The 25,318-nt window shown below is 39.1% G+C and carries 17 protein-coding genes and 1 pseudogene; 7 read left to right on the top strand and 11 right to left on the bottom strand.

What is annotated here, in order from left to right; genetic code table 11:
- The first annotated feature begins 159 nt into the window (after window positions 1-159).
- The 5 genes from MKY45_RS02940 to MKY45_RS02920 all read left to right on the top strand — a co-directional run bounded on the left by MKY45_RS02940 (window position 160) and on the right by MKY45_RS02920 (window position 10,117).
- The gene (locus tag MKY45_RS02940; RefSeq protein ID WP_341172463.1) at window positions 160-2,271 is read left to right on the top strand and encodes a metallophosphoesterase family protein; all 2,112 of its coding nucleotides are present in this window, start codon (window positions 160-162) and stop codon (window positions 2,269-2,271) included.
- A 504-nt stretch (window positions 2,272-2,775) separates the two neighbouring features.
- Window positions 2,776-4,713 (top strand): beta-glucoside-specific PTS transporter subunit IIABC, encoded by a 1,938-nt coding sequence (locus MKY45_RS02935; protein WP_341172462.1) that lies wholly within the window; start codon window positions 2,776-2,778, stop codon window positions 4,711-4,713.
- Between the two features lie 70 nt (window positions 4,714-4,783).
- Window positions 4,784-6,238: a glycoside hydrolase family 1 protein gene (locus MKY45_RS02930; RefSeq protein ID WP_341172461.1), complete on the top strand. Its 1,455-nt coding sequence runs from the start codon at window positions 4,784-4,786 to the stop codon at window positions 6,236-6,238.
- 436 nt (window positions 6,239-6,674) lie between these two features.
- Window positions 6,675-8,645, top strand: a complete 1,971-nt coding sequence (locus tag MKY45_RS02925) for a beta-glucoside-specific PTS transporter subunit IIABC (protein ID WP_341172460.1) — start codon at window positions 6,675-6,677, stop codon at window positions 8,643-8,645.
- 35 nt (window positions 8,646-8,680) lie between these two features.
- Window positions 8,681-10,117, top strand: coding sequence for a 6-phospho-beta-glucosidase (locus tag MKY45_RS02920; protein WP_042531541.1), 1,437 nt, complete (start codon window positions 8,681-8,683; stop codon window positions 10,115-10,117).
- A gap of 170 nt (window positions 10,118-10,287) precedes the next feature.
- Here the strand turns inward: MKY45_RS02920 and MKY45_RS02915 are convergent, their stop codons facing one another.
- Window positions 10,288-11,148 carry a pyridoxamine kinase gene (locus tag MKY45_RS02915; RefSeq protein WP_256705603.1) on the bottom strand — a complete coding sequence of 287 codons (861 nt, stop codon included), beginning with the start codon at window positions 11,146-11,148 and terminating at the stop codon, window positions 10,288-10,290.
- A gap of 231 nt (window positions 11,149-11,379) precedes the next feature.
- On the opposite strand from MKY45_RS02915, the gene MKY45_RS02910 reads away from it, so the two are divergent.
- Entirely contained in the window at window positions 11,380-11,919 is a 540-nt protein-coding gene (locus MKY45_RS02910) for an ECF transporter S component (RefSeq protein ID WP_193062754.1), read from the top strand.
- 109 nt (window positions 11,920-12,028) lie between these two features.
- Here the strand turns inward: MKY45_RS02910 and MKY45_RS02905 are convergent.
- Window positions 12,029-12,846: pseudogene (locus tag MKY45_RS02905) on the bottom strand (HAD family hydrolase).
- A 127-nt stretch (window positions 12,847-12,973) separates the two neighbouring features.
- Complete coding sequence (locus MKY45_RS02900; RefSeq protein ID WP_289584727.1) at window positions 12,974-14,308, bottom strand: 6-phospho-beta-glucosidase; 1,335 nt, start codon at window positions 14,306-14,308, stop codon at window positions 12,974-12,976.
- Window positions 14,309-14,531: 223 nt separating this feature from the next.
- Between MKY45_RS02900 and MKY45_RS02895 the strand changes: the two genes are divergently transcribed.
- A complete protein-coding gene (locus MKY45_RS02895; protein WP_042531525.1) occupies window positions 14,532-15,257 on the top strand; it encodes a MurR/RpiR family transcriptional regulator in 726 nt (241 codons plus the stop codon).
- Window positions 15,258-15,337: 80 nt separating this feature from the next.
- Here MKY45_RS02895 and celB read toward each other — a convergent pair whose 3' ends face one another.
- From celB to gntK, 8 genes are all read right to left on the bottom strand, one after another.
- Window positions 15,338-16,702 (bottom strand): PTS cellobiose transporter subunit IIC, encoded by a 1,365-nt coding sequence (gene celB / locus MKY45_RS02890; RefSeq protein WP_193062748.1) that lies wholly within the window; start codon window positions 16,700-16,702, stop codon window positions 15,338-15,340.
- Window positions 16,703-16,724: 22 nt separating this feature from the next.
- On the bottom strand, window positions 16,725-17,228 hold the full coding sequence (locus MKY45_RS02885) for a hypothetical protein (protein ID WP_042531521.1): 504 nt from the start codon (window positions 17,226-17,228) through the stop codon (window positions 16,725-16,727).
- Between the two features lie 11 nt (window positions 17,229-17,239).
- Window positions 17,240-17,563, bottom strand: coding sequence for a PTS cellobiose transporter subunit IIA (locus MKY45_RS02880; protein ID WP_042531519.1), 324 nt, complete (start codon window positions 17,561-17,563; stop codon window positions 17,240-17,242).
- A 59-nt stretch (window positions 17,564-17,622) separates the two neighbouring features.
- On the bottom strand, window positions 17,623-17,943 hold the full coding sequence (locus tag MKY45_RS02875; RefSeq protein WP_042531517.1) for a PTS cellobiose transporter subunit IIB: 321 nt from the start codon (window positions 17,941-17,943) through the stop codon (window positions 17,623-17,625).
- Between the two features lie 261 nt (window positions 17,944-18,204).
- A complete protein-coding gene (locus MKY45_RS02870) occupies window positions 18,205-20,121 on the bottom strand; it encodes a BglG family transcription antiterminator (protein ID WP_256705600.1) in 1,917 nt (638 codons plus the stop codon).
- 486 nt (window positions 20,122-20,607) lie between these two features.
- Window positions 20,608-22,005, bottom strand: a complete 1,398-nt coding sequence (gene gnd, locus MKY45_RS02865) for a decarboxylating NADP(+)-dependent phosphogluconate dehydrogenase (protein ID WP_341172459.1) — start codon at window positions 22,003-22,005, stop codon at window positions 20,608-20,610.
- 129 nt (window positions 22,006-22,134) lie between these two features.
- The gene (locus MKY45_RS02860; protein ID WP_042531511.1) at window positions 22,135-23,493 is read right to left on the bottom strand and encodes a gluconate:H+ symporter; all 1,359 of its coding nucleotides are present in this window, start codon (window positions 23,491-23,493) and stop codon (window positions 22,135-22,137) included.
- A gap of 12 nt (window positions 23,494-23,505) precedes the next feature.
- Window positions 23,506-25,056, bottom strand: coding sequence for a gluconokinase (gene gntK / locus MKY45_RS02855; protein ID WP_256706269.1), 1,551 nt, complete (start codon window positions 25,054-25,056; stop codon window positions 23,506-23,508).
- Window positions 25,057-25,318 lie beyond the last annotated feature (262 nt).

Here is a 25,318-nt window from a genome sequence, read left to right as displayed (position 1 = left end):
TTCCATTTAAATCCAAAAAAGGATGATGACTAGATTCATGCGCAGAAAATTACTTGTGAAAGGAGGTAAGATTCATTTTGAATGCCAAGCCTTCGTTTGTGAAGCTATTCTGAGCAAAAGAGATATTCATTATATAAAATATAAAAAAGGATGGTAGCTATGAAGAATAAAAAGTTAATTCTTTTTTTAATTGGTTTATTGGCAATAGCAGCAGTATTAGGAGCTTGCACCAATCCATCTTCTGATGATGCAGAGACTGACAGTCCAGAAGAAACGGAAGCAGCAGAGAAAACGGAGACCACGAATAAGAGTGCCACTTCGCTAGAGTCATTATTTGATACTGATATTACAAGCTTGGAAACTGTTAACGTGGTGGATGAAGATATGGAATGGCGCTATTACGATGATGACAAGGACCCAAATGCCGGAACTTGGTATGAAGGTTGGAATAAGCGTAATGGCTGGGCATATCCTGAAGGCTGGTTAGACTGGGGCACCATTCCAATGGAGTTTACAGAAGAAGATTGGCCAACCTATGAAGGAACTGTATTTAGTACCAGCCCCGAAACAGATGGACAAGTGTTAGCGACAACGGAGGATAGTAAAGCAAAAAGTACTTACTTCTTACGCCATACGTTCACACTAACCCAAGAACAAGCGGAGAGTATTTATGCACTTGAAATTACCGCTCGTTACAATGATGCAATGACAATGTATATCAACGGAAGTCCTGTAGGGGGGTTCCACAATATCCCAACTGATAATTATTCTGAAAATATGGAATACGGGGCACAAGAAGAAGTTGCTGATGGGGAATTTATTGAAGAAACCTTTATTGTAGATGACGTTTCAAGTATTACCAATGGTTATGTACCCGGTGAGTATGAAGAAGTTTACGATGAAGAGAATGATATGATAACGCATGAATTAAGTGAAGCAACAACAGATGATGATGGCAACACCTTTATGAACATTACTATCGCTGTTGAATTACATGCGTATGACCCAGATGATAACGAAGCCAGTTTTGAATTAGTGGACGTCATCCTTAATCCGGATGAGACCGAGCTGGCAGCAGACAGTGAAGCTGTGAAGAATGTTTCTGTCAATACAGGGGCAGACGAAGACAGCATTAATTTCACTTGGAATGCTTTATCCTCTGAAACAGGATATGTAGAAGTTGTTGAAGGAACAGATCCTGAAGCATTTTCTATAGAAGATGCCACTGTTTATGAAGCAGATTCCACAGAACTAGCTTATACGAAATTTACAGAGACAGATTATTACACTAACAAAGCAACTGTCGAAGTGGAACGTGATACCGATTACCTCTATCGTGTCGGTAACGAAGACGGCTACTCGCAAGTCTTTCCACTGCGTACACAAGATATCACGGATGGTTACGAGGCAATTTTCTTAGCAGATGCTCAGATTGGTACCGGCACGATTCCAACCGATGTTTTTGGATGGGAAGAAACATTAGCGCATGCGTTTGAAACTGCGCCAGATGCTAGTATGATTCTAAACGCAGGTGACTTTGTAGATGCACCAGATAAAGAAAGTGAATATGATGCATATTTTGAGCCAGAGATTCTAGCTTCTTATCCAACTGCATCCGCCGTAGGAAATCATGATGTTGCTCCAAACTATAAAAATCACTTTAATGAGCCCAATTTAACGTCATATGGTGAAGATGAGGCAGGCAGTGATTACTACTTCACTTATGGTAATGTTTTATACTTGGTGTTGAATGCCAATAATATGAATAACGAAGAACATGTCCAATTCTTGGAAGAAACAATGGAAGAGACAGCCGATCAAGAATTTGACTGGAAAGTGTTGATGTTCCACCAATCTATTTACGCAGCCGGCAAACAATCGGAGAGTGAGGACGTGCCTATTCGACGTGATGTTTTAGTCCCTGCTATTGATGAGTCAGGCATTGATGTTGTATTAATGGGGCATGATCATGCTTATGCCAGAACCCATCAAATGCATAACTTTGAACCGGTTGAAGATGTTGAATTTGAAGATGAGAATCAGACAGCTGCTGTGAATCCAGAAGGAACATTGTATATAACAAGCAGCTCTGCCAGCGGCAGTAAGTATTATGATTTAGTAGAAGAATACGACTACTTGGCTTTCAGAGAGCAATTTTATGTACCAACCTTCTCTCATATCAGCTTTACTGAAGACACATTTGCGATCACATCTTACCGCACTGATACAATGGAAGAATTTGATTCTTATACGATTAGAAAATCAGAATAGGTTATATAAAAGTCGCGGTTCCTTTCATTCAGGGACCGCGGCTTTTATATTCAATCATCCCTCCTTCTCTGCCGCTAGATTAAAAGAAGTTTAAAATTCATTTTATAAGTATTAAAGATATAATCGCGACAAATGGTGAAAAACTCCGGATAAGAGAATAACTCCTTTTGAAGGAATCTATATTGGCGTATTTTCGGCTGAATATCTTTCTCATTTATCAAAGCTTTAGAGCATTTTTTCCATTCTTCAACCGTCAAACTTCCAAGATAATACTAAAAGTAACCAATTATTGAAAACGCTTAAAAAATTGTTGACTTCCTATAAAAGCCATGGTAAGTTATAGTTGTTAATTAACAACACAATTGTATATACAAATTTAGGAATGTTACCTATTTTGGGCATAACCTGAACCGGATTGAAGACGCACTATCTCTGTGTCTACATCAATTGGTTCAGGTTTTTTATTTGGAAAATTTCACTATAAACCAGAAAGCAGGGAGAGACATGAAGTACGAACAATTAGCTAAAGATATTATTGAAAATGTCGGCGGAAAAGAAAACGTTTACAGTGTTGTGCATTGTATTACCCGGTTACGTTTCAAGCTGAAAGATGAAAGTAAAGCACAAACAGAAGTTTTGAAGAACATGGATGATGTTGTAACCGTTATGAAAAGCGGCGGACAATATCAGGTCGTTATTGGGAATCATGTGCCTGATGTGTATCAGGCAGTAGTGCAGGTTGGCGGCTTCGAAGCACGGGGAGAAGTTGATCCAGATGATGGCAATCAAGAGAAACAAAGCTTATTAAACCGTTTTATTGATTTAATTTCTGGAATATTCACTCCAATACTTGGTGTTTTAGTTGCAACAGGAATGATAAAAGGATTTAATGCCCTGTTTCTTTCTGCAGGCTGGCTGGAGGATACTTCAGGTACTTACCAGCTACTAAACGCAGCAGGCGATTCATTATTTTACTTCCTGCCTATTTTCCTAGGTTATTCAGCCAGTAAAAAGTTTGGTTTAACTCCTTTTATAGGAATGGCAATTGGTGCATCCCTTGTTTATCCAGCATTGTCAGGATTAACAGAGGGAGAACCGCTTTATACACTTTTTACGGGGACCATCTTTGAATCCCCTGTTCATATCACCTTTTTGGGGATACCAGTTATTTTAATGAGTTATGCATCATCCGTTATACCAATTATTATCGCAACTTTCTTTGGCTCTAAAGTAGAAAAAGGTTTAAAAAAGGTTATGCCAAGTGTTGTCAAAGCATTCTTAGTTCCATTTTTCACTATCTTAATTGTCGTACCTATTACTTTTCTCGTAATCGGTCCAATCGCTACCTGGGCAGGCCAAGCATTAGGTGCAGGTATTACTTGGGTTTATGATTTAACACCTCTTGTTGCCGGACTTCTTCTTGCAGGATTTTGGCAAGTGTTCGTTGTATTTGGATTACATTGGGGAATTGTTGCAGTTGGAATCAATAATCTGGCAGTTGCCGGACAAGATCCGCTTCTCGGAATCACATTCGCAGCTTCCTTTGCTCAAATCGGGGCTGTATTGGGAGTATGGATTAAAACAAGAAAACAATCGTTAAAAACGCTTAGTTTCCCAGCGTTTATTTCAGGTATATTTGGGATAACAGAACCAGCTATTTATGGTATTACCCTTCCATTGAAAAAGCCATTTATTATGAGCTGTATTGCTTCTGGTATTGGCGGAGCCATTCTTGGACTTGCCGGTACAAAGATTTATATGATGGGCGGCCTAGGAGTGTTTGGTTATATCAACCGCATTAATCCGGAAGGCATCGATTTTGGATTCTGGGGAGCTGTTATTGCTACTATTGTAGCCTTTGTATTAGGCTTTGTTTTAACCTACCTGTTTGGGGGCGTACGTGCCAACGAAGAAAAAACTCCTGTAACAGATGCTGTAGATCTAGATCAGCCAGAGGACAAATTACCCGAGCCTGGCATGGAATTAAAAAAACAAATGATTGCAAGTCCATTAACTGGAGAAGTAAAAGCATTAGAACAAATTGAAGACACTGCCTTTTCATCTGGAGCGCTCGGTAAAGGGGTAGCTATCGAACCAACTGAAGGAAAACTGATTGCTCCTGTGTCTGGTACAATTTCAGCAATATTTCCAACCAATCACGCGGTAGGAATTACCTCTGATCAGGGCGTAGAAATTTTGATTCATATCGGCATGGATACGGTACAATTAGACGGAAAATATTTTACCGGTCACATTGAACAAGGTGCTAAAGTGGAACAAGGCCAATTATTAATTGAATTTGATATCGAACAAATCAAAGAAGCCGGCTATCCGCTGACAACACCTATTATCATAACAAATACCGAAAATTATGCTCGCGTCTTATCGACGGAAGAAAAAAATATTCAAAGAAAAGATCATTTGATTACTGTAGAAAATTAAAGGTTTACCGAGGAGAGGAAAGTGATTATTCTTCTCCCCTTCTAACAATATTTAAAAGGAGTTTTTTGATATGACGAATACATTTCCAGAAGATTTTTTATGGGGCGGAGCAATCGCTGCCTGCCAAGCAGAAGGTGCATGGAATGAGGGAGGAAAATCATTAACCATTCCAGACATCATGAAATATGAAGTAATCGATAGATCCAAACCTACAAAACAAAAAATAATCAACAGAGAAACCATTGAAGCTGCTAGAAATGACGAAGATCCTACCTATTATCCGAAAAGACGAGGGATTGATTTTTACCGCACGTATAAAGAAGATATCGCATTATTTCATGAGATGGGTTTTAGTGTTTTTCGGCTTTCGATCTCATGGGCCAGAGTTTTCCCTAATGGAGACGACGCTGAGCCGAATGAAGAAGCATTACAATATTATGACCAAGTCATTGAAGAATGCTTAAAATATGGAATAGAGCCTTTAGTTACCATCTCTCATTTCGACATGCCAATCGTATTGATTGATAAATTTGGCGGCTGGTATAACAGGAAATTAGTTGATCTCTATGTAAATTATGCGGAGGTTCTATTCAAACGGTATAAAGGAAAAGTAAAATATTGGATTACGTTTAATGAAATCAATATGAGTATTAAAGCAGGACCAAAAACATTAGGAATACTCAATGAAGGACAAGCGAATTATGAAGAAATGCTGTTCCAGGGGTTACATCATCAGTATGTAGCAGCGGCCCTGTCTACAAAAATAGCGCATGAGATTAATCCCGATAATCAAATCGGCTGTATGGTAGCGTACTTTACAACGTATGCCCATACGTGCGCACCTGAAGATGTTCTGGCTATGCAGGAGGATGACCAGCTTCGAAATCTGATATATTTAGATATTCAGGCAAAAGGATATTATTCTCTTTTCGCTAAAAAATATATGCGAGATAATCATATTAAATTAAAGATGGAAGAAAATGATTTAGAGCTATTAAAAACATATACCGCTGACTTTATTGGTTTCTCTTATTATATGTCCATGGTGTCCAGTGCCAATGCGGAAAATCTTGAATTAACAGCTGCCAATGTGACCAATGTGCTTAAAAACCCTCATTTAGAAGCAAGTGACTGGGGCTGGCAAATCGATCCTAAAGGCTTACGATACACATTAAATCATCTATATGATCGTTATGAAAAACCATTGTTTATTCTTGAAAACGGAATTGGAGCACTTGATAAATTAAATGAGGATGGTACGGTCCATGACGAATACCGGATTGCATATCTCGCGGAACACTTTAAACAGATGCGGGAAGCCATCAACGACGGAGTCGACCTTTTCGGTTACACGATGTGGGGGCCAATCGATATTATCTCATCAGGCACCTCGGAAATGAAAAAACGCTATGGTTTTATTTACGTGGATCAAGACGATTTAGGCAATGGAACAAAGAAAAGATATCGCAAGGATTCGTTTTATTGGTTTAAAGATGTAATTGCGTCAAATGGTGAAGTACTCTAAATGGGGCAGAGAGAAAGCTAAAATGCAAACCTTTAAAGGTGTATCATTGCAAACAAAACATAGATAAGAGAAATTCCGAATAAATTTACGGTGATCTATCTTTCATGTTTGCAATGGTACACATTTAGCTATAGCAATCTATACAGAAAGTACCTGAGATGGATGATGATTTATCAGCTTCTGATTAGGCAAAAATCTTTTACTTGCCAGAGTTTATGAAAACGATTAAAAAATTTATTGACTTCCTATAGCACCCGTGATAAATTATAGGTGTTAATTAACAAAACAATTATATATACAAATTTAGGAATGTTACCTATTTTGGGCATAACCTGAACGGAATGGAAGGATGCAATCTCTTTGCGTCTATTCTAATTCGTTCAGGTTTTTTATTTGCAATCAGTCATTCAAATAAAATTAGAAAGCGGGGAAAAAGATGAAGTACGAGCAGTTAGCTGAAGAGATTATTGAATTAGTCGGCGGCACAGAGAACGTAAATAGCGTAACACACTGTGTGACAAGACTCCGTTTCCGATTAAGGGACTCCCAAAAAGCGGATCGAAAGGCATTAGAGAATCATGAGGATGTCGTCACTGTCCGGGAAAGTTCCGGACAATATCAAGTCGTCATCGGCAACCATGTTCCGGATGTTTACAAAGCAGTCGTTGCTGTAGGCGGGTTCGAAAATGAGAAACAAGAAGATGACAATGAAGCTAAGGATGACGAGAAAAAAGGGTTATTCTCCAGCTTCATCGATATTATTTCGAATATCTTCATCCCAGTTCTTCCTTTACTGATGGCAACAGGTATTATCAAAGGATTTAACTCAATGTTCATCGCGCTGGGCTGGTTAGAAGATACCAGTGGTACGTCGCAAATACTGAATGTGATTGGTGATGGCTTCTTCACATTCTTACCTATATTCTTAGGTTACACAGCCATGAAAAAATTTGGCGGCACACCTTTCCTTGGTATGGCCATTGCTGCTGCGCTTGTTCACCCGAACCTCGCAGGAATCGGAGAAAGCGAACCATTCATGACATTATTCAGCGGGACGATTTTAGAATCACCCGTACAAGTATCCTTTTTAGGAATTCCAATTATCTTAATGAGCTATACCGCTTCCGTGGTACCGATTATTTTATCCACTTACTTTGCGGCGAAAATAGAACGCTGGTTTGCGGCGATTATTCCGCAAGTGGTGAAGTCGTTTATCGTGCCATTCTTAACATTGCTTATCATTGTTCCATTAACATTTATTGTTATTGGTCCTATCGCAACATGGCTGGCACAATCCATTGGATATGCCATCCAAACAGGCTATGAAGCCGTCCCGGTCATTGCCGGTATCGTTGTCGGCGGGTTCTGGCAAGTATTAGTTATTTTCGGTATTCATTGGGGTATTATTCCAATTTATTATAATAACTTAGCTGTGCAAGGGTTTGATATGCTCATCGCGATGACATTTGCTGCTTCCTTCGCACAAATCGGTGCAGTACTTGCTGTCTGGATAAAAACAAAGAATAAAAAACTAAAAAGGCTCAGCTTCCCTGCCTTTATCTCCGGGTTCTTTGGTGTAACAGAGCCTGCGATTTACGGGATTACCCTGCCATTGAAAACACCATTTGTTATGAGCTGTATCGGATCTGCCGCTGGTGGTGCGATTATTGCTATGACAGGTGCAGCGCTTTACAGTGCAGGACCTTTGGGTGTATTTAAAATCCCGACATTTATCCATCCGGAAAACGGGATTGACGGCGGTTTCTGGGGTATGCTGGTATCCATCATTGTAGCATTTATCGTTGCCTTCGTATTAACATACTTCTTCGGACGTATTAATCAAAAAGAAAATACCGAAGCGGTCGTCGGCGATGAAAAAATGCAAGAAGAAGTTCAAGACCAAGCATTGGTTGAAGATGATGTGAAGCAGACCAATCAAGAGATTACCGTCCAAAACGAAAATATTTTAAGCCCTGCAAATGGAGATATCATTCCATTAACGTCCGTTCCTGATGACGTATTCGCTTCCGAAGCAATGGGTAAAGGCGTTGCGGTCCAACCAAGTGAAGGCAGGATGTATGCTCCGGCAAATGGGGTCATTACCACACTCTTTAAAACGAATCACGCTATCGGTATGACCACAGACAATGGCGCAGAAATTCTGATTCATATTGGAATGGATACCGTAGAATTAGATGGAAAATTCTTTGAAGCACGTATGAAGCAAGGGGATACAGTAAAAGCAGGAGATTTGCTGGTTGAATTTGATATCAATCAAATCAAACAGGCTGGATATTCTGTCGTCACCCCTATCGTCATCACGAATACAAAGGCTTATAATGAGCTTGAAATTGTGTCGGGTGATACAATAATGAAAGAAGATGTATTAATTATTACAAAAGTGTAAAAAGAATATTTATAAAAATGCAAGGAGGAATTTTCATGACAAATAACAAACGATTTCCAGAAGGTTTTCTATGGGGCGGCGCTATTGCTGCTAACCAAGTAGAAGGAGCTTATCTTGAAGATGGAAAAGGACTGACAAACGTTGACTTACTCCCTACCGGAGAGAAAAGAAGAGGGATAATGGAAGGCCATATTACCGATCTCAAGCCGAATCCAGAAGATTTCTACCCTAGTCACGAAGCGATTGATTTTTATCACAACTATAAAGAAGATATCGCATTGTTCGCAGAGATGGGCTTCAAATCATTTAGACTCTCTATCTCATGGGCACGTATTTTCCCGAATGGAGATGACGCAGCTCCTAATGAAGCTGGTCTTCAATTTTATGATGATTTGTTTGATGAGTTACGTAAACACAATATTGAACCCGTTGTAACCATCGCACACTTTGATGTACCTGTATCCCTGATTGAACGGTATAACAGCTGGGAAAGCAGAAAACTCGTTGATTTATTTGAAAAATATTCGATTACGATTTTCGAGAGATACAAAGATAAAGTAAAATACTGGATGACATTTAATGAAATCAATATGCTGCTGCACCTTCCATTCATGGGAGCAGGCATCGTCCTTAAAGAAGGAGCTAACCGCGATCAAGTACTTTATCAGGCTGCCCATCACCAGCTTGTAGCAAGCGCCAAAGCGGTAAAAGCATGTCATGAGATTATTCCAGATGCACAAATCGGCTGTATGCTGGCTGCGGGTATGTTCTATCCATATACAAGCAATCCAGATGATGTTTTCAAAGCAATGGAAAAAGACCGTGAATCTTTCTTCTTTATTGATGTACAGTCACGAGGAGAATATCCGGGCTATGCGAAACGTTTCTTTAAAGATCATAACCTGAATATCAAAATGGAACCGGAAGATGAGCAAATCTTAAAAGACAACACTGTGGATTATATTGGATTTAGCTATTATTCCAGCCGGACAACCAGTACCGACCCTGAAGTTCTAAAAAATGCTACAAGCGGCAATGTCTTTGGTTCCGTTTCGAATCCATATGTTTCTAAATCGGAATGGGGCTGGACCATTGATCCAAAAGGCTTCCGCATTACAGCTAACCAGCTGTACGACCGCTATCAAAAGCCATTGTTTGTTGTAGAAAATGGCCTTGGCGCGAAGGATGAAATAAATGCAGATGGCACTATCACCGACGACTATCGCATCGATTATTTGAAAAAACATCTTAACGAAATGGGAGAAGCAATCGAGGATGGCGTGGACATCATCGGTTATACCAGCTGGGGCCCCATTGATATTGTCAGTGCATCCACTGGTGAAATGAAAAAACGCTACGGTTATATTTATGTAGACCGTGACAACGAAGGTAACGGCACATTAAGCCGTAAGAAAAAGAAAAGCTTTGACTGGTATAAAAATGTCATTGCGACCAATGGCGAAGAGCTGTAATAACGATAAAACCCCCGAATGGATTTCGGGGGTTTTTTGCGCTTGAATTTCTTATTTTGCAGGTAAAGCTGAAAAAGGAATCGTTATCTTTGCCTGAATTTATCACAGACAGCATCACCAGTGATCCTGCCGCTTTTTTAAATAAAGTAGGCAAATGAAGAAGAAATACCTTACGTATTTTTTTCAATCAACATCCCCAAATATTTTTCAAAATTGATCCCTTCTATTTCAGGAACCTTTTCTTTCGATGAATCCTGGATAGCTTCTTTGAGGAATGCGACAGCAAGCTGTACAGCATTTTCCAGGCTATCTTCACGCATGATGCTCCCCATCATGACGGAAGCAAATAAATCGCCAGTACCTGAATAGCTTTTCCCGTTATACTCCATCTCATGGTAAAACGTTTTATTCTTATCTAAATACAAGTTACCGATAAACTGCTCTTTTGAATCAATTGACGGAGGATTCACGCCAGTAATAATGACTTCAGCACCCGTTGCTTGCTGCAGGTTATTTCCTGCTTCCTTCAACGCTTGTATATAATCCTTGCCATTTGAATAGCTATGTAACTTCTCATAAGATAATCCAGACAATAAACAGCATTCTGTCACATTTGGTGTAATCACATCTGCATGTCTCACTAATTCTTTCATTTCCTCCAATAATCCCCCGGTAAAAATCTTATAGACTTCTCCATCATCCCCCATGACCGGATCTACCAGCAACCTTGTTTCTTTCGTATAAAACGTATCTAAAAAATGAAAAATATTTTTAATTTGCTCTCCGCCAGTTACAAATCCAGTAAATATCCCATCAAATGTTTCCCCGAGCTTGTCCCATTCCTCTGTAAAATAGTTCATTCTAGAAGTGAAATCTTCCCAAAAATAACTCGGATAAGCCGTTTGTGCAGATAAAACTGCTGTTGGCAAAGGGCAGGCTTGAACACCCATGACGGAAAGAACAGGGATTGCAGCAGTTAAAGAGCATTTCCCAAAGGATGATAAATCTTGAAGCACAGCAACTTTTTTCATATGAACCTCCTTGAACGAACTGAAACTTTTTCTATTTTATCATTTGAAGATTGGCTTGTCATTAAAGGTAATAGGCGATATTGACGGGAACGGATCGTTTATTTCAGATTACATGATCGTTTTCAGCTCATCGTTTAACTGACCCTGTTATTTTTTCATGAATTGACACTTAAAGATAGGTCAATATTCTGCTAAAGTAATAAAAATAATTCAAGTAAGGAAGGTTTAAATATGGAGAATACACCAGCTTATTTAATGACACGTAAAAAAACACAAGACTTAATCATTACTTCTATGCTAATCGCACTCATTTTTATTTCTACCGCATTCCTAAATTTCAGACTGCCGATTGCTGCAAATGGAGGGCTAGTACATATGGGTACAGCTATGCTTTTTATTGCCTCTATTTTATTCGGACCAAAAAAAGGTGCCTTGGCCGGAGCAATCGGAATGGGATTATTTGATATGATCGGGGGCTGGCTATTGTGGACTCCTATAACAATTATAGCGCGCGGGCTGCAAGGTTACATCGTTGGTAAAATTGCCTGGTTTCAAGGCCGCAAAGGAAATAGCATCGCTTTAAACATGACAGCGACAATTGTTTCTGTTCCATTTATGATTGCTATTTATTACATTGGTGAGTCCATTCTATACGGAAACTGGATTACACCACTGGCTTCTATACCTGGGGATATCGTCCAAAGTGTCCTGGGCATTCTGATAGCTATCCCAATTTGCGTTGCTTTAAAGAAGGTCTATTATTTTAAATAAATCAAAGAGGCTGTTGCACAATCGGTTACCTGATCGTACAGCAGCCCCTTTTCCCTTCTCATCTATTTATATAATTGTAGTCCAGCCTAACCCAGCCTTTAAATGTCCTCTACTCTGTAACCTTTGTACTTTCCTGCAAAGCTAATAATTGAATAATTGTTCTCATCACGGCATCCTCTTCATTAGAACGCGTGATAAAATTGGCAGTATCTTTTAATTCTTGTACTGCATTTTGGACGGCGAAACTATATACTGCCCTGTTCATCAATTCTATATCATTATAACCATCACCGAAGGCAAGCGTTTCTTCCGGAGAAACATTTAACATCCGCTGCAGCTGTTCGACAGTCGTTCCTTTATGAACATTTGCATCTGCAATATCAATCCAGGCTGCTTCGGAAGCCACAATATAAGCTGATTCAAAAAAAGGTGCTAATTTTTCTCTTGTTTCAAAACAATTCAAGGAAGGGTCATGAATCGTTATCTTAACAAAATCATCCGTTATTTCCTTAAAATCAGCAACCTGCCTGACCTGCGCATAGGACCCTCTGACAATTGCTGCTTCTTCCTGTGAAATGTCCTGTTTAACGACTGCTGCCTCTTTTGTGCATGCAATAATCGTATGCTCCAGACTTATTTCCTCAAGCAGCTGGATAATTTCCAACCCTAATTTATTGCCCAGCAATGATTCATAAACAAATTCGCCATTGTGCTTAATTCGTGTGGCACTATCTCCTAAAATCCATAAATCATTTACATCATCACCAAACAGTTCCTCGACACGCTCGCATTGTTTGCCCGTAACAGGAGCAAAAAAACGTCTTTTTCACGCATTATCTTTTTTACATCATTGTACAAATTTCTATTAAAATCACCGCGGTTATTTAAGAACGTTCCATCCATATCCGTCAGTACTAATTTAATCATGTGAATATCCCCTTACTTTACGCAACTATTACAACGTGGCGGAGATTTGTTTTTATCCATTCATGCAAGAAAAAGTGCAGCATTTTGCTCTGCACTTTTTCTCACCTTTCAAATCCTGGCACCTGTATTAATTCACGCTTACTTCTTCTTGGAAAAATTGAGGAAGATGTGCTTTATGCGCCTCCATCATCTCATCAATAATTTCTTTCGCAATCTTATCACTTGGCGTTAACGGATTAATTGTTAAAGCAAGTACCGCTTTATTATAATCCCCTGTCACAGCTGCCTCTGCTGAAATACGCTCAAAGGACTTAATTTGCTGTACAAGTCCGCGGGCAGCAACAGGAAGATCTCCAACTGCCAATGGAACAGGACCGTCTTTTGTAATCACACAGCTGACTTCAACCGCTGATTCAGCAGGGATACTCGCAATGGCACCACGGTTCATTGTGTTTACTGGTTGAATATCACGTTTGTCATTGTAGATAGATGTAATCAACCGAACTGCTGCATCCGAATAATATGCTCCGCCTCGCTCTTCTAATTGAGGTGGTTTGATACTAAGGTTTTCATCTTTATAAAGTTCAAATAAATCTTTTTCCAATGCCTGAACAACCTCAGCACGTGTCCCCTCTGTCTTAGAGCTTTCGATCGCTTTATCTAACATTTCTTTCGATTTATAATAATACATATGATATGGGCATGTTAAGGCATCTAACGCTTGAATAAATTCAGGCTCCCAGCCCATGCCATCAATATTTTTAACAAAGCTGGAGTTTTCCGGATCAGATAATTTTTCAATTACCTCTTTCTTCACACTCACTCCATCCAGATAAACTTCTAACCCATATACCATATGATTCAGTCCTGCAAAATCAATCCGAATTCGTGAATGATCGACATCTAATAATTTAGCGACCCCCATCTCCATACCAATTGGCACATTACATAGACCGACTACTCTATCAATATTGGAGTAGCGTAATACAGCTTCGGTAACCATGCCGGCCGGGTTCGTAAAGTTGATCAGCCATGCATTCGGGCAAAGCTCTTCCATATCTTTTGTGATTCCCAAAATCACTGGAATTGTACGTAACCCTTTAAACAGTCCGCCAGCTCCATTTGTTTCCTGACCAAGTACACCATACTTCACTGGAATGCGCTCATCCTTAGCACGTGCATCTAAACCGCCGACACGAAATTGAGTTGTTACAAAATCAGCATCCTTGAGAGCCTCTCTGCGGTCCAATGTTAAATGTACATCGATTGGAAGACCAGCCTCTTTGATCATTCGTTTTGCAAGGTTTCCGACAATCTCCAGCTTTTCTTTTCCTGTTTCCACATCAACCAACCACAGTTCACTTAATGGAAATTCATCATACCGTTTAATAAATCCTTCTACTAATTCCGGAGTATAACTTGATCCGCCACCAATTGTTGCAATTTTTATACCTTTTGCCATCCTTTACACCTCCAAAAATTTTAAAAAACATTTCAATCTATTTAACTCTATTAAAGAAGAAACTGAACTTATATATTAATTGTACCAATATTTAATCAGATATAAATAGAAAGGAAGCATTTCGTTTTTAATAACAAGAGAAGTCATTTGTTACAAGGATGTAACAACCTGTGTTATACTTGTTTATAGAGTTAATTTCTTATTAAAAGGAGAAGTGTGCATCATGTTTACACACGAGATGATTGCTTCATTCAATGAGTTAGAGACTTCTTTGTATAACTATATCAGTAAAAATAGTGAAAAGGTTGCTTATATGCGCATTCGCGAGCTTGCTGATGAAACCCATGTATCCACAGCTACTATCCTGCGCTTTTGCAGAAAAATAAATTGTGAAGGTTTTTCCGAATTTAAAGTAAAGCTGAAAATGTATCTGGAAGAAAATAAAAAGACAATTTTAAAGGATACACAGCATGCTGTAACAGAATTTTTTGATCGGACACTGAAGGGCGATATCGAAGAAGACATTAAAGAAGCTGCTAAGCTGGTAAGTAAAGCAGATAGTGTTATTTTCATTGGAATAGGCACCTCAGGGATCCTGGCCGAATATGGGTCAAGGTATTTTTCAAGCTTAGGTAAATTTTCGATGTATATTAAAGACCCGCTTTTCCCGGTCCATTCCAGTCTGCGATATAATAGCACTGTCATTGCTCTATCTGTCTCTGGAGAAACAAATTTTGCAGTTACGCATCTTAATCAAATGAAACAAGAAGGAAGTAAAATTATTAGCATTACCAACAACAAACACTCCACGGTTGCTAAAATATCAGATATCAATATCCCTTACTATGTAACGGAAGAGTGGTTTGAGAACGCAAATATTACCACACAGGTACCTGTGCTTTATATTTTGGAATCAATGGCACATGAGACATATAAGCTGAATGGCTAATGCAGGATAAACTTGAAAGGCGTAGTCGATAACGACAACGCCTTCACAATATTTCTTGTTAAATTATTTCTTGTGCTAAATTAAATCAACGCATCTTCCCCTTTTTCCTGATCAACTAATTTCTTATCATACATTTTAATGAATGGAAGCCAGATCAGAAATGCTACAAAAGCACAAAGCACGGAAACAATTGCCGCCATATAACTTCCGCCTGTACTAATAAATCCGCTGATACCAACTGGAGTAGGCCAAGGCATCATAGCGATAATCGATTCAACAAACCCTAATTTAATTGCCCAATAACCGATGGAAGCTGATACCATTGGAGCTAAGAAGAACGGAATAGCTAAGAATGGATTATAAACTATCGGTAATCCAAATATTAATGGTTCGTTGATATTAAAAATCCCCGGTGCAAGTGCCGCTTTACCTAAAACACTCAATTGCTTCGATTTTGCCATAAATGCAATAAATATACATAAACCTAATGTTGCTCCAGATCCGCCAATCGTTACAAACGCATTATTAAATTCCCCTGCCAGCGGAATGTTCGCACCATCGATATTAGATTGAATATTGGAAAGAAAGATTGGTGTCAAGAATCCAAATACAATGGTTGCTCCATGGATACCTACAATCCAAAGCGCATGCACAACAAAGTAAATAACCAGTATACCTAACCAGCTGTTTGTAATATTCACTACAAATCCAAACGGAATTGCTACTAATTTAAATATATCCGTGCCTAATGCAATTAAAATACCATTGACCACCAATACAGCAAAGGCAACTAAAAACGCCGGAATCAATGCAGTGAACGATCTGGATACACCCTCTGGTACCGCTTCAGGCATTTTGATAACCCAATTTTTCTTCACACAGAGCCGGTATATTTGCACAGCTAAGACAGACATCAGAATTGCTGTGAATATTCCTGTCGCCCCTAGACGGCTGACACCGTCTTCAACCATTTGCCATCCATGAACTGTTGTATTATTTTCATCAATCTGATGCACGAGAGACATCATGCCATTTTCTAATACGATTTCCGGAATAGTGATGAAAAAGGCAAACATAGATAGTAAAGCTCCGTTTAAAGGACTTAGATTAAGCTCTTCCTCCTCGGCATAAATTTTTGTATATTCGTAACCGATAACAAGACCGAAATAGATTGCTAATATTCCCATCGTTGCTTTATTCGCTAACATATATAAATCACTGATTCTAAAAAATGTATTATCGAAAAAGCCTTGTAAAAATGTAAGTGTCTGCGGCAATACGTTTAACACTAAAAACATCGAACCTACAATTACAAACGGAATCGAAGCCATCCCTGCAGCCATAATGGCACGTACAATACGAAAAGATGCAACTTTCCCCATGGGACCCATCAAATATTTTTCCAAAAAAGCAAATACTTTATTTTCTCCGTTTTCTGAAGCCATCGTACTCCCTCATTTCTTTTTATTAATTGACAGCCCTTTCAAAACTTTTAATTCGTTCATAATGCTTGTCTTCATTATGTTTAATCTTGTTTAAACGATAGAGAATCAACGTACTCAGTAATACACCGGCAATCAAAATACTTAAAACCAATATTTTAGATTTCTCTTCCGCTACAAGAAAGGGGAATAATTGATTGAATGATGAAGTAAAGCATGCCGGTACAATTAAAAGCATATTTGTAACAAGTAAAATGGTAAAGCAATACTTTGTATATTTGACAATATTAGAATGATGACCATATATTTTCACTTGCTCGATGGTACTGATAACCAATACAACCATTAATATCAACGGGATAAAATACAGTGATGAATCACTCATCAACAATGACATGAACCAGTATAAATTAGTAAAAAAGAATAATGCGGAAACATATCTAACTAATAAATACCGATTAAAGTACATCGATTTAATACTTAGCTTTTTCCTATTTAGTTCGATTTGTGCCCTCGCATCGTTTTTCATATTCAAACCCCTCATTTATCTTTGTCGAGTTTTTCATATAGATATAACATTTCTAACGCAACTTCTCTTAATGTCATCGTAGTCATTAAATGATCCTGTGCATGAACCATAATAATTTCCATATTGATTGTTTCTCCGGATGAATACTGCTGCAATAACGCCGTTTGGGACTGGTGCGCTAATAATACTTCTTCATTTGCTTCATCCAGCTTGTCTGCAGCATTTTTAAATTCGTTATTTCGCATCATTGCAAAGGCTTCATGTATCATGGTTCTCGATGACCCGCTGTGCAAAATGATTTCAAAGGCTACGCTCTGTATTTGTTCCTGATTCATTGAATATCCCCCTTTATAGTTGATATAAAGCAATATAAATATTTATTAATAACGAATGATTATTCCGGCAGCTCCTGCAAAATTAAATTACCTAATTTTTCTATCCCCATTGGAATCGGAACATACGCTTGAGGCGGAATATTTACCACTGGTTTACCAACGCGATCGCCAGCCTTTTTCAGATTTTGATAATACATTTTTGTTTGTGGACTCACTAAGAATAAATCAAAATCACTATTCTCTATTTTCTTCCCGCCCTCTGTCGCTGAAACAGCATCCACTTCAATATCATGCTCTTTTCCTTTTAGATATTCTGTTGCTTTTTTTGCTAATAAAGAAGATGACATACCACCTGCACAAATAATTAACGCTTTTTTCATTTTACATTCCTCCATGAAATTCTATTTTTTAGCACCTTGCTCTATTTCTATCGTCAGGAAATTCATAAAGGACTTAAACAGCAATCTCATGCCTTTCATCTAGCTTTTACCTTTATAAATTTCTTACTTAAATTATAATATGTAAGCGCATTCAATTACAGAGACTCTTTTTCCGCTGGTACAGGAAATAACTAACACCAAGTTTTGAATAGCACGAAAACACCCCGGACAGTGTTTACCCCGGGGTGTTCTAGTGCTACTCTATTTGATTATCTCAATTAATTGTTCATACGTCTTACATTGCACTATTTCTCTCACCATATTTTTATCGTCCAACAGTTCCATTAATCCCTCATACATTTGTTTTAAATCATTTTTTATATCTTTGCTGATATTTAATTGGACAATTAATTGCACATACTTATCTCCCCATTGAATCGGTTTTTGAAGTGTAACAATTGACCAGAATGTATCCTCCGTCTGCGGTTCAATCGGATGAGGAATGGCAACCATATTGCCAAAACTCGTTGGAGAAAAGCTCTCCCGTTGAAGCACCGATTCCAAATAGTGCGCATCCACTTCTCCATCAGATTCCAGTGCTTCACAGATAAAGCGTAAAACCTCTTCTTTCTCAGCAAAGCCCTTTTGTAGATACGTATATTTTTCCCGCAGATACGTATTGGAAATAACATCTCCCTGAATTACAAAATGATTGATTTTATTTAAATCTGTTTCTCCTAAAATCGTGCTTATATGAATAACAGGGACTGGCATCTTTTTCTCAATCGGAATCGTGCTGATAATAAAATCAATGTTATCAAACGAATGCTGGGATAAATTATAGTATTCGGTTGTACCCATAATATTTAACTGATTCCCAAACTCATTTTGCAGTTTATACATTAAAAGCTGAGCACTGCCCAGGCCAGATGCACAGACAATTAAGCAGCCCGGTACGTCTTCTTTATTCTTCTTTTTTCTTTCCTGCGCTACCTCAATATGAAGCGCCAGGTAACCAACTTCATTCTCATCTATTGCAATGCCCATTCTTTCTTGTACGGCTTGCGCTCCAATTAATGCTGCATCAAAAGATAATCGGTACTTCGATTTGATTTCTTCCAGCATTGGATTTCGAATATTCATCTTGAATTTATATCGGCTTATTGCTGGTTTTAAGTGCAGACTCATCGCCAACAGCAGTTCTTTGTCATCAGCTAAATGAAATCCAAATTCTGCATCAATCCGTTTCAGCATTTCTTTGACCATTTCTTGAATCTCATCATCAATAACAGAAATAACCTCTGTATGATGAATCGAAGAATCGGTAATCTTTGTTCCTTGCAAATGAATCGCCAGGTATGCAATCTCGTGTTCAGTAAAGGAAATATACAGTTTTTCCTGAATAGCATTTGCAATTTCTTGAGCAACTAAAAAAACCTTTGATGTCTCTATTTCTTGAAAATGAGGATGAATCATTTGAACAGAATGACTCTCACGAATCCGCTTACAAGCAATTGCAATATGTGTGATTAGATTTTGCAGGCTAATATCTGAAATAATAATATGATGCTTTCTCAGATTAAACAATACACTGTTTTTAATCATCTCTAACTCTTCTTCAGGTAAAATACCTAACCAGTCAGCCATATTGTCTTTTAAGACAGATTGTTGATTAAACAAATACTCAGAGATGCAGTATCTGATCTGCGTTTCATCGCCTATAATTTTAATCCCATGATACGGCTTATGCTCCAAAGCCAGCTTATACTCTTTCAGTATAGCACGGATATATTTTAAATCATGCTGCAGGGTAGAGCGGCTTATAAACAACTGCTCTGCTAAGTCATCTATTTTAATATAATCGGAGGTCATCAGCAGTTTCTCCATCAGATATTTGACACGATCTGGATGATTTGAGGGAACATCATCTTTTTTGTAATTTGTTTGCTCCTGAATGAATTCATAGAATAAGCGTTCATTCCGAATGGTAAGCTGATAGCCTTTCCCTTTTAAAGATACGATATGTGTCCCGTACGGCTTTAAAAGTTCATTTAATACTTTGATATCATTACGTATCGTTTTAGAACTGACCTGTAATAAGGACGCTATATCCGAACTGGTTAAAGGTTCCTGTGCTAATCGCAGCGCCTCAAGTATCTTTTGTAATCGTGTATTCACGTAATCACTTCCTAGTTAGCACAATATTGAATCTGTCATCCTTAAATTTCTGTATATAACGGCTGCCAATAGAGTTTGTGACTATAGTAACAAGTTTATTATATCATACCTTTCTATGGGTCATCTATATTCAAATAATTGCAGCTTAATTAGCAAGCTGACTTTCTCTTCCGTTCATGATTCCTTTTTGCTGTACCTGAAAAGCACCGATTTTCACGGATACGCAAAAAAGTATTGCAGCGCATTTCGATTACGCTGCAATACTTTATTAAAATGTCTCTCTTTTAATAGTTTGTCATATACTGCTCCCGCCCCCGCGGATGAATCGCAGTACGGAACAAAAATGCAGACTGCTGTTCAATAAAAGGAATATCGATACAGAGATTTTTTACCGTGTCTGCTTCAGAATTTAAAAATACATTAGAGAAAAAGAAGTTGGTCAGGAACGCTTAGAATAAAACGAAACGCTTCTGCCTAAAGCCTAGCTTACCACTCCGTATGAAAATAACCTGCTTTATCCACACGCTGATACGTATGCGCTCCAAAATAATCGCGTTGTGCCTGAATCAGGTTGGCGCCGCTTTTGGCAGAACGGTAGCCATCATAATATACCAGCGAAGCATTAAAGCACGGTAATGCTAATCCAGTTTCCATTCCTTTGATAACCACTTTTCGCATCGATGCCTGATAGTTATTCAAAACTGTTTTGAAATATGGAGACAGGAGAAGGTTGGATAATTCTTTGTCTTCCTTAAATGCTTTACTGATTTCATTTAAAATACCGGCACGGATAATGCAGCCGCCGCGGAAAATCAGCGCAATTTCATCCAGCTGCAAATCCCAGTTATACTGCTCTGATGCCTGCTTATATTGATAGAATCCTTGCGCATAGGTAATGATTTTCCCCATAAACAGTGCTTGCCGGACCAGCTCGACCCATTGATCCTTGTCAGCTGCATCTGCTAATTGGTTTGGCCCTGCTAATTCCTGCTCTGCCATCATGCGCTCTTCCTTCACATTGGACAGGAAACGCATAAATACAGATTCCGTAATAATAGATAAAGGTACTCCCGTATCCAGCGCATTTTGACTTGTCCATTTGCCGGTTCCTTTTTGTCCTGATTGATCTAAAATAACATCAACCAGCGGCTTTTTGGTTTCTTCATCCATGTGTGTCAAAATATCAGCTGTGATTTCCATCAGATAGCTTTCCAATTCGCCTTTGTTCCACTCTGCAAAAATAGCGGCAATTTCATCGACATTGAGCCCTAACCTTTCCCGCAGGAATTGATAGGCTTCCGTAATCAGCTGCATATCAGCATACTCGATACCGTTATGCACCATTTTGACGTAATGACCGGATCCTTCTTTGCCAAGATACGAACAGCACGGCTTGCCATACACCTGTGCCGCAATTTTTTCCAGGATAGGAGCGACGTGCTGATAGGCTTCTTTATCTCCGCTTGGCATTAATGAAGGACCATTTAATGCGCCTTCTTCACCTCCGGAAACACCCACACCGATAAAATGAAAACCTTTTTCCTTTAAGTAACCGTATCTGCGGTTAGAGTCCTGAAAATTAGAGTTTCCTCCGTCCATGATAATATCGCCCTGTTCCAGCAAAGGCAGAAGACTATTGATAACGGAGTCTACAACAGCTCCAGCTGTTACCATCAAAAAGATTTTTCTTGGTTTTTCCAGCGAATGGATAAACTGCGTCAGCTCATAATACGCTGTTGTATTCTCATGCGGATGCTTTTCTTGAAATGCTTCCGTCAAATCAGGTGTATAATTATAGACTGCGACCTTTTCACCCTTATTCGCCATATTCAAAGCAAGATTCGCTCCCATGACTCCCAGTCCAAAAACGCCAATTGAATTCATTTTTTCATTCCATTCCTTTCGACAGGTGTTCAAGCGCTTTATAAAATCAAGAGAGCCCGAACACCTTTCACACAAATATTTCAGTCGAAGCTTAAGACAGAATTCCTGTACTGTCAGCTTGCCCGAGTTTTAAATAACTAAGCTTATTAAAAGCGTAAATACAAGTCCGGATACAGAGATAATCGTTTCCAGCAACGTCCAAGTTGCAAATGTTTCTTTCATCGATAAATTGAAGTATTCCTTAAAAATCCAAAATCCGGTATCGTTTACATGGGAGGCAATCAAACTTCCTGCGCCCGTAGCTAACACCATCAGCGCCAGATTCACATCGGTTCCTTCAATCAACGGAATCACCATTCCAGCAGTTGTTAAAGCTGCCACGGTTGCCGAACCTAAGGAAACCCTTAAAATAGCAGCAATCAGCCACGCAAGCAGAATTGGCGACATATTTGAACCAGAGAAGATATTTGCTACAGCATCACCGACACCGCCGTCAATCAATACTTGTTTTAACGCACCGCCGCCTGCAGTAACTAAAAGAACAATACTAATTCCGCGAACGGATTCCTCTGCTGAACTCATCAATGTTTTCATCGGAATCTTACGTGCAATCCCCATCGTGTAAATCGCAAATAACAGGGAAAGAAGGAGAGCCATTGTCGGGTCTCCAATGACGCGTGCGATTTCAAAAAACAAATTATCTGCAAGTCCGGCAATTTCCTGAACCAGCTGTACAATCGTTGTAACCGCCATCAATATGACTGGAGAAAGTGCAGTCAAGGCACTAATACCAAATCCAGGTGTTTCTTCTTCTTCAAATGTTTTTGTCGTTCCAAGTGATCCAATATTGCCGATTCGTGAAAAAGCATCCGGCACCAATTTCTGAGCTACTTTCGTAAATAACGGTCCGGCGATAATCACCGTCGGAATAGCAATCACAATACCGATAAGCAGCACCATGCCGATATTTGCTTCATACTGCTGTGCAATTACTGTCGGGCCCGGGTGAGGAGGCAGGAATCCATGTGTGACGGATAATGCAGCCGTCATCGGCACACCCAGATATAATAAAGGCAATTTAACTTCTTTAGCAATCTGATACACAATCGGAATTAATAAAACAAGTCCTACTTCAAAGAACAATGCGATACCAATGATAAAAGAAGCAACAACAACAGCCCATTGAATTCGTTTTTTACCAAATACATTAATTAATGTTAAAGCGATACGATGGGCACCGCCGGCATCAGCCAGTAACTTCCCTAGCATTGCACCGAAAACAAAGATAAGCGCAATGTCGCCAAGTGTGCCTCCAAGTCCTCCTTGGACCGTTTCAACAATTTCACCTGGAGACATGCCCAGTGCCAATGCCGTTAGTAAAGAAACAACAATCAATGCAATAAACGTATTTAAGTTCCACTTCATGATTAGCAGCAATAGTGTCACTACTGCCAGCGCAACAATAATAAGCGGATAAATATTTTCCATTATTCTCAGCTCCTATTCTTCATTCTGTTTATTTTCCAGTGATTTCTTTTCCTGATAAGCCGCAATCTGTTCGTATTCCTGTTCAAGCGAACGGGAAATATTGATAAAAATCGGCATTAATTCCTGATACGTTGAAACATGATCCGGGTTCGGTTCATGCTCATGTGTAAAACCAATCAACTCTTCTACTACATCAAAGGAATCAATTTTCCCTTCTGCATACAATCCCAGTAAGCAAGCTCCCAAGCAGGAGGACTCATAGCTTTTCGGAACGATGACATTCTGGTCAAAGATATCAGCCATCATTTGCCGCCACAATTCTGATTTTGAAAAACCGCCCGTTGCTTTAATCGATTTCACCGGCACATCCATTACTTCCACTAATGCCAGAAAAACAGAGTATAAGTTAAAAATAACGCCTTCTAACGCAGCACGTACCATATGCTCTTTTTTATGATTCAATGTTAAACCGATAAAGGAACCGCGGACATTCGCATTCCAAAGCGGTGCACGCTCTCCAGCCAAAAACGGGTGGAATAACAATCCGTTTGATCCGGGCTCCACCTGCTTTGCGATAGCAGTTAATACTTCATACGCATCAATGTTTAATCGTTTTGCTGTTTCGACTTCACTTGCAGCAAGCTCATCACGAATCCAGCGCAACACCATGCCGCCATTATTTACCGGCCCGCCGATGACCCAATGATCCTCCGTTAATGCATAGCAAAAAATTCGGCCTTTTTGATCGGTGCGCGGTTTAGGAATAACGGTGCGGATAGCCCCGCTCGTGCCGATGGTAATCGCCACATCTCCTTCTTTTATCGCATTTACGCCAATATTGGACAGCACCCCATCACTTGCTCCAATAATAAATTTCGTTTCTGGTGCAATGCCTAAATCCTCCGCAATCTCCGAATGACAGTTTGTAAAGCTTTCTGTTGTAGGAACAAGTCTTGGGAGTTTATCCGCTGAAATACCAGCCATTTCAAGAGCTCCTTTATCCCAAGCAAGCTCCTCCAAATTCATCATCCCCGTAGCGGAACCAAGAGAATAATCCATCACATAGTCGCCGAAGAATTGATAGAAAACATATTCTTTGATGCCGATGTATTTCTTTGTTTTTTCAGCTGTTTCTGGCTGCTCCTGCTCCAGCCATGTAATTTTGCTAAGCGGAGACATTGGGTGGATGGGGGTTCCCGTTCGCAGGTAAACATCATGGCCGTTCCATTCATTTTTAATTTTCGTTGCCCAATGCGAGCTGCGGTTATCTGCCCAAGTAATGCATGGTGTAATGGCTTTATTATCTTCATCCATTGCAATTAGACTGTGCATTGCGCTGCTGAAAGAAATAAAGGAAAGGTCTTTTTTATCTATCTCTGATTCCTTTACTGTTTCTCGGATAACATGAAGCACCGCCTGATAAATATCGTCCGGATTTTGCTCAGCTGTACGTACATCCGGCGTATGCAAATCATATCCCTGATTACTCTGCGCGATAATTTCACCTGTTTCCCGGTAAAGAACGCCTTTTGTACTTGTTGTGCCAATGTCGACTCCGAGCATAAATTTATGTTGATTCACATTCATCCCTCACTATCTTTTATTAGAAACTGTGTATTGTTATGACATATCCCTCTGCCATTTATTTAATCCATTCACCCTTTTTATATCACTGAAATAAAGGGCTTACAAAACATATAATTTGTTAGTTCGAATACTTGTATACAAGTATCCTAACATGTAATTTCCATCTTGTAAACGCTTTTATTATATTTTTTTCATTTAAATTTAAGAGGTCAATCGTTTCGGGCTGTGAAAGATAGCC

This window comes from Oceanobacillus sp. FSL K6-0251 (assembly GCF_038004725.1).
Classification (GTDB): domain Bacteria; phylum Bacillota; class Bacilli; order Bacillales; family Amphibacillaceae; genus Oceanobacillus; species Oceanobacillus oncorhynchi.
Note: the sequence above shows the minus strand (reverse complement) of the source record. Positions and strands in the feature narration are given on the sequence as shown.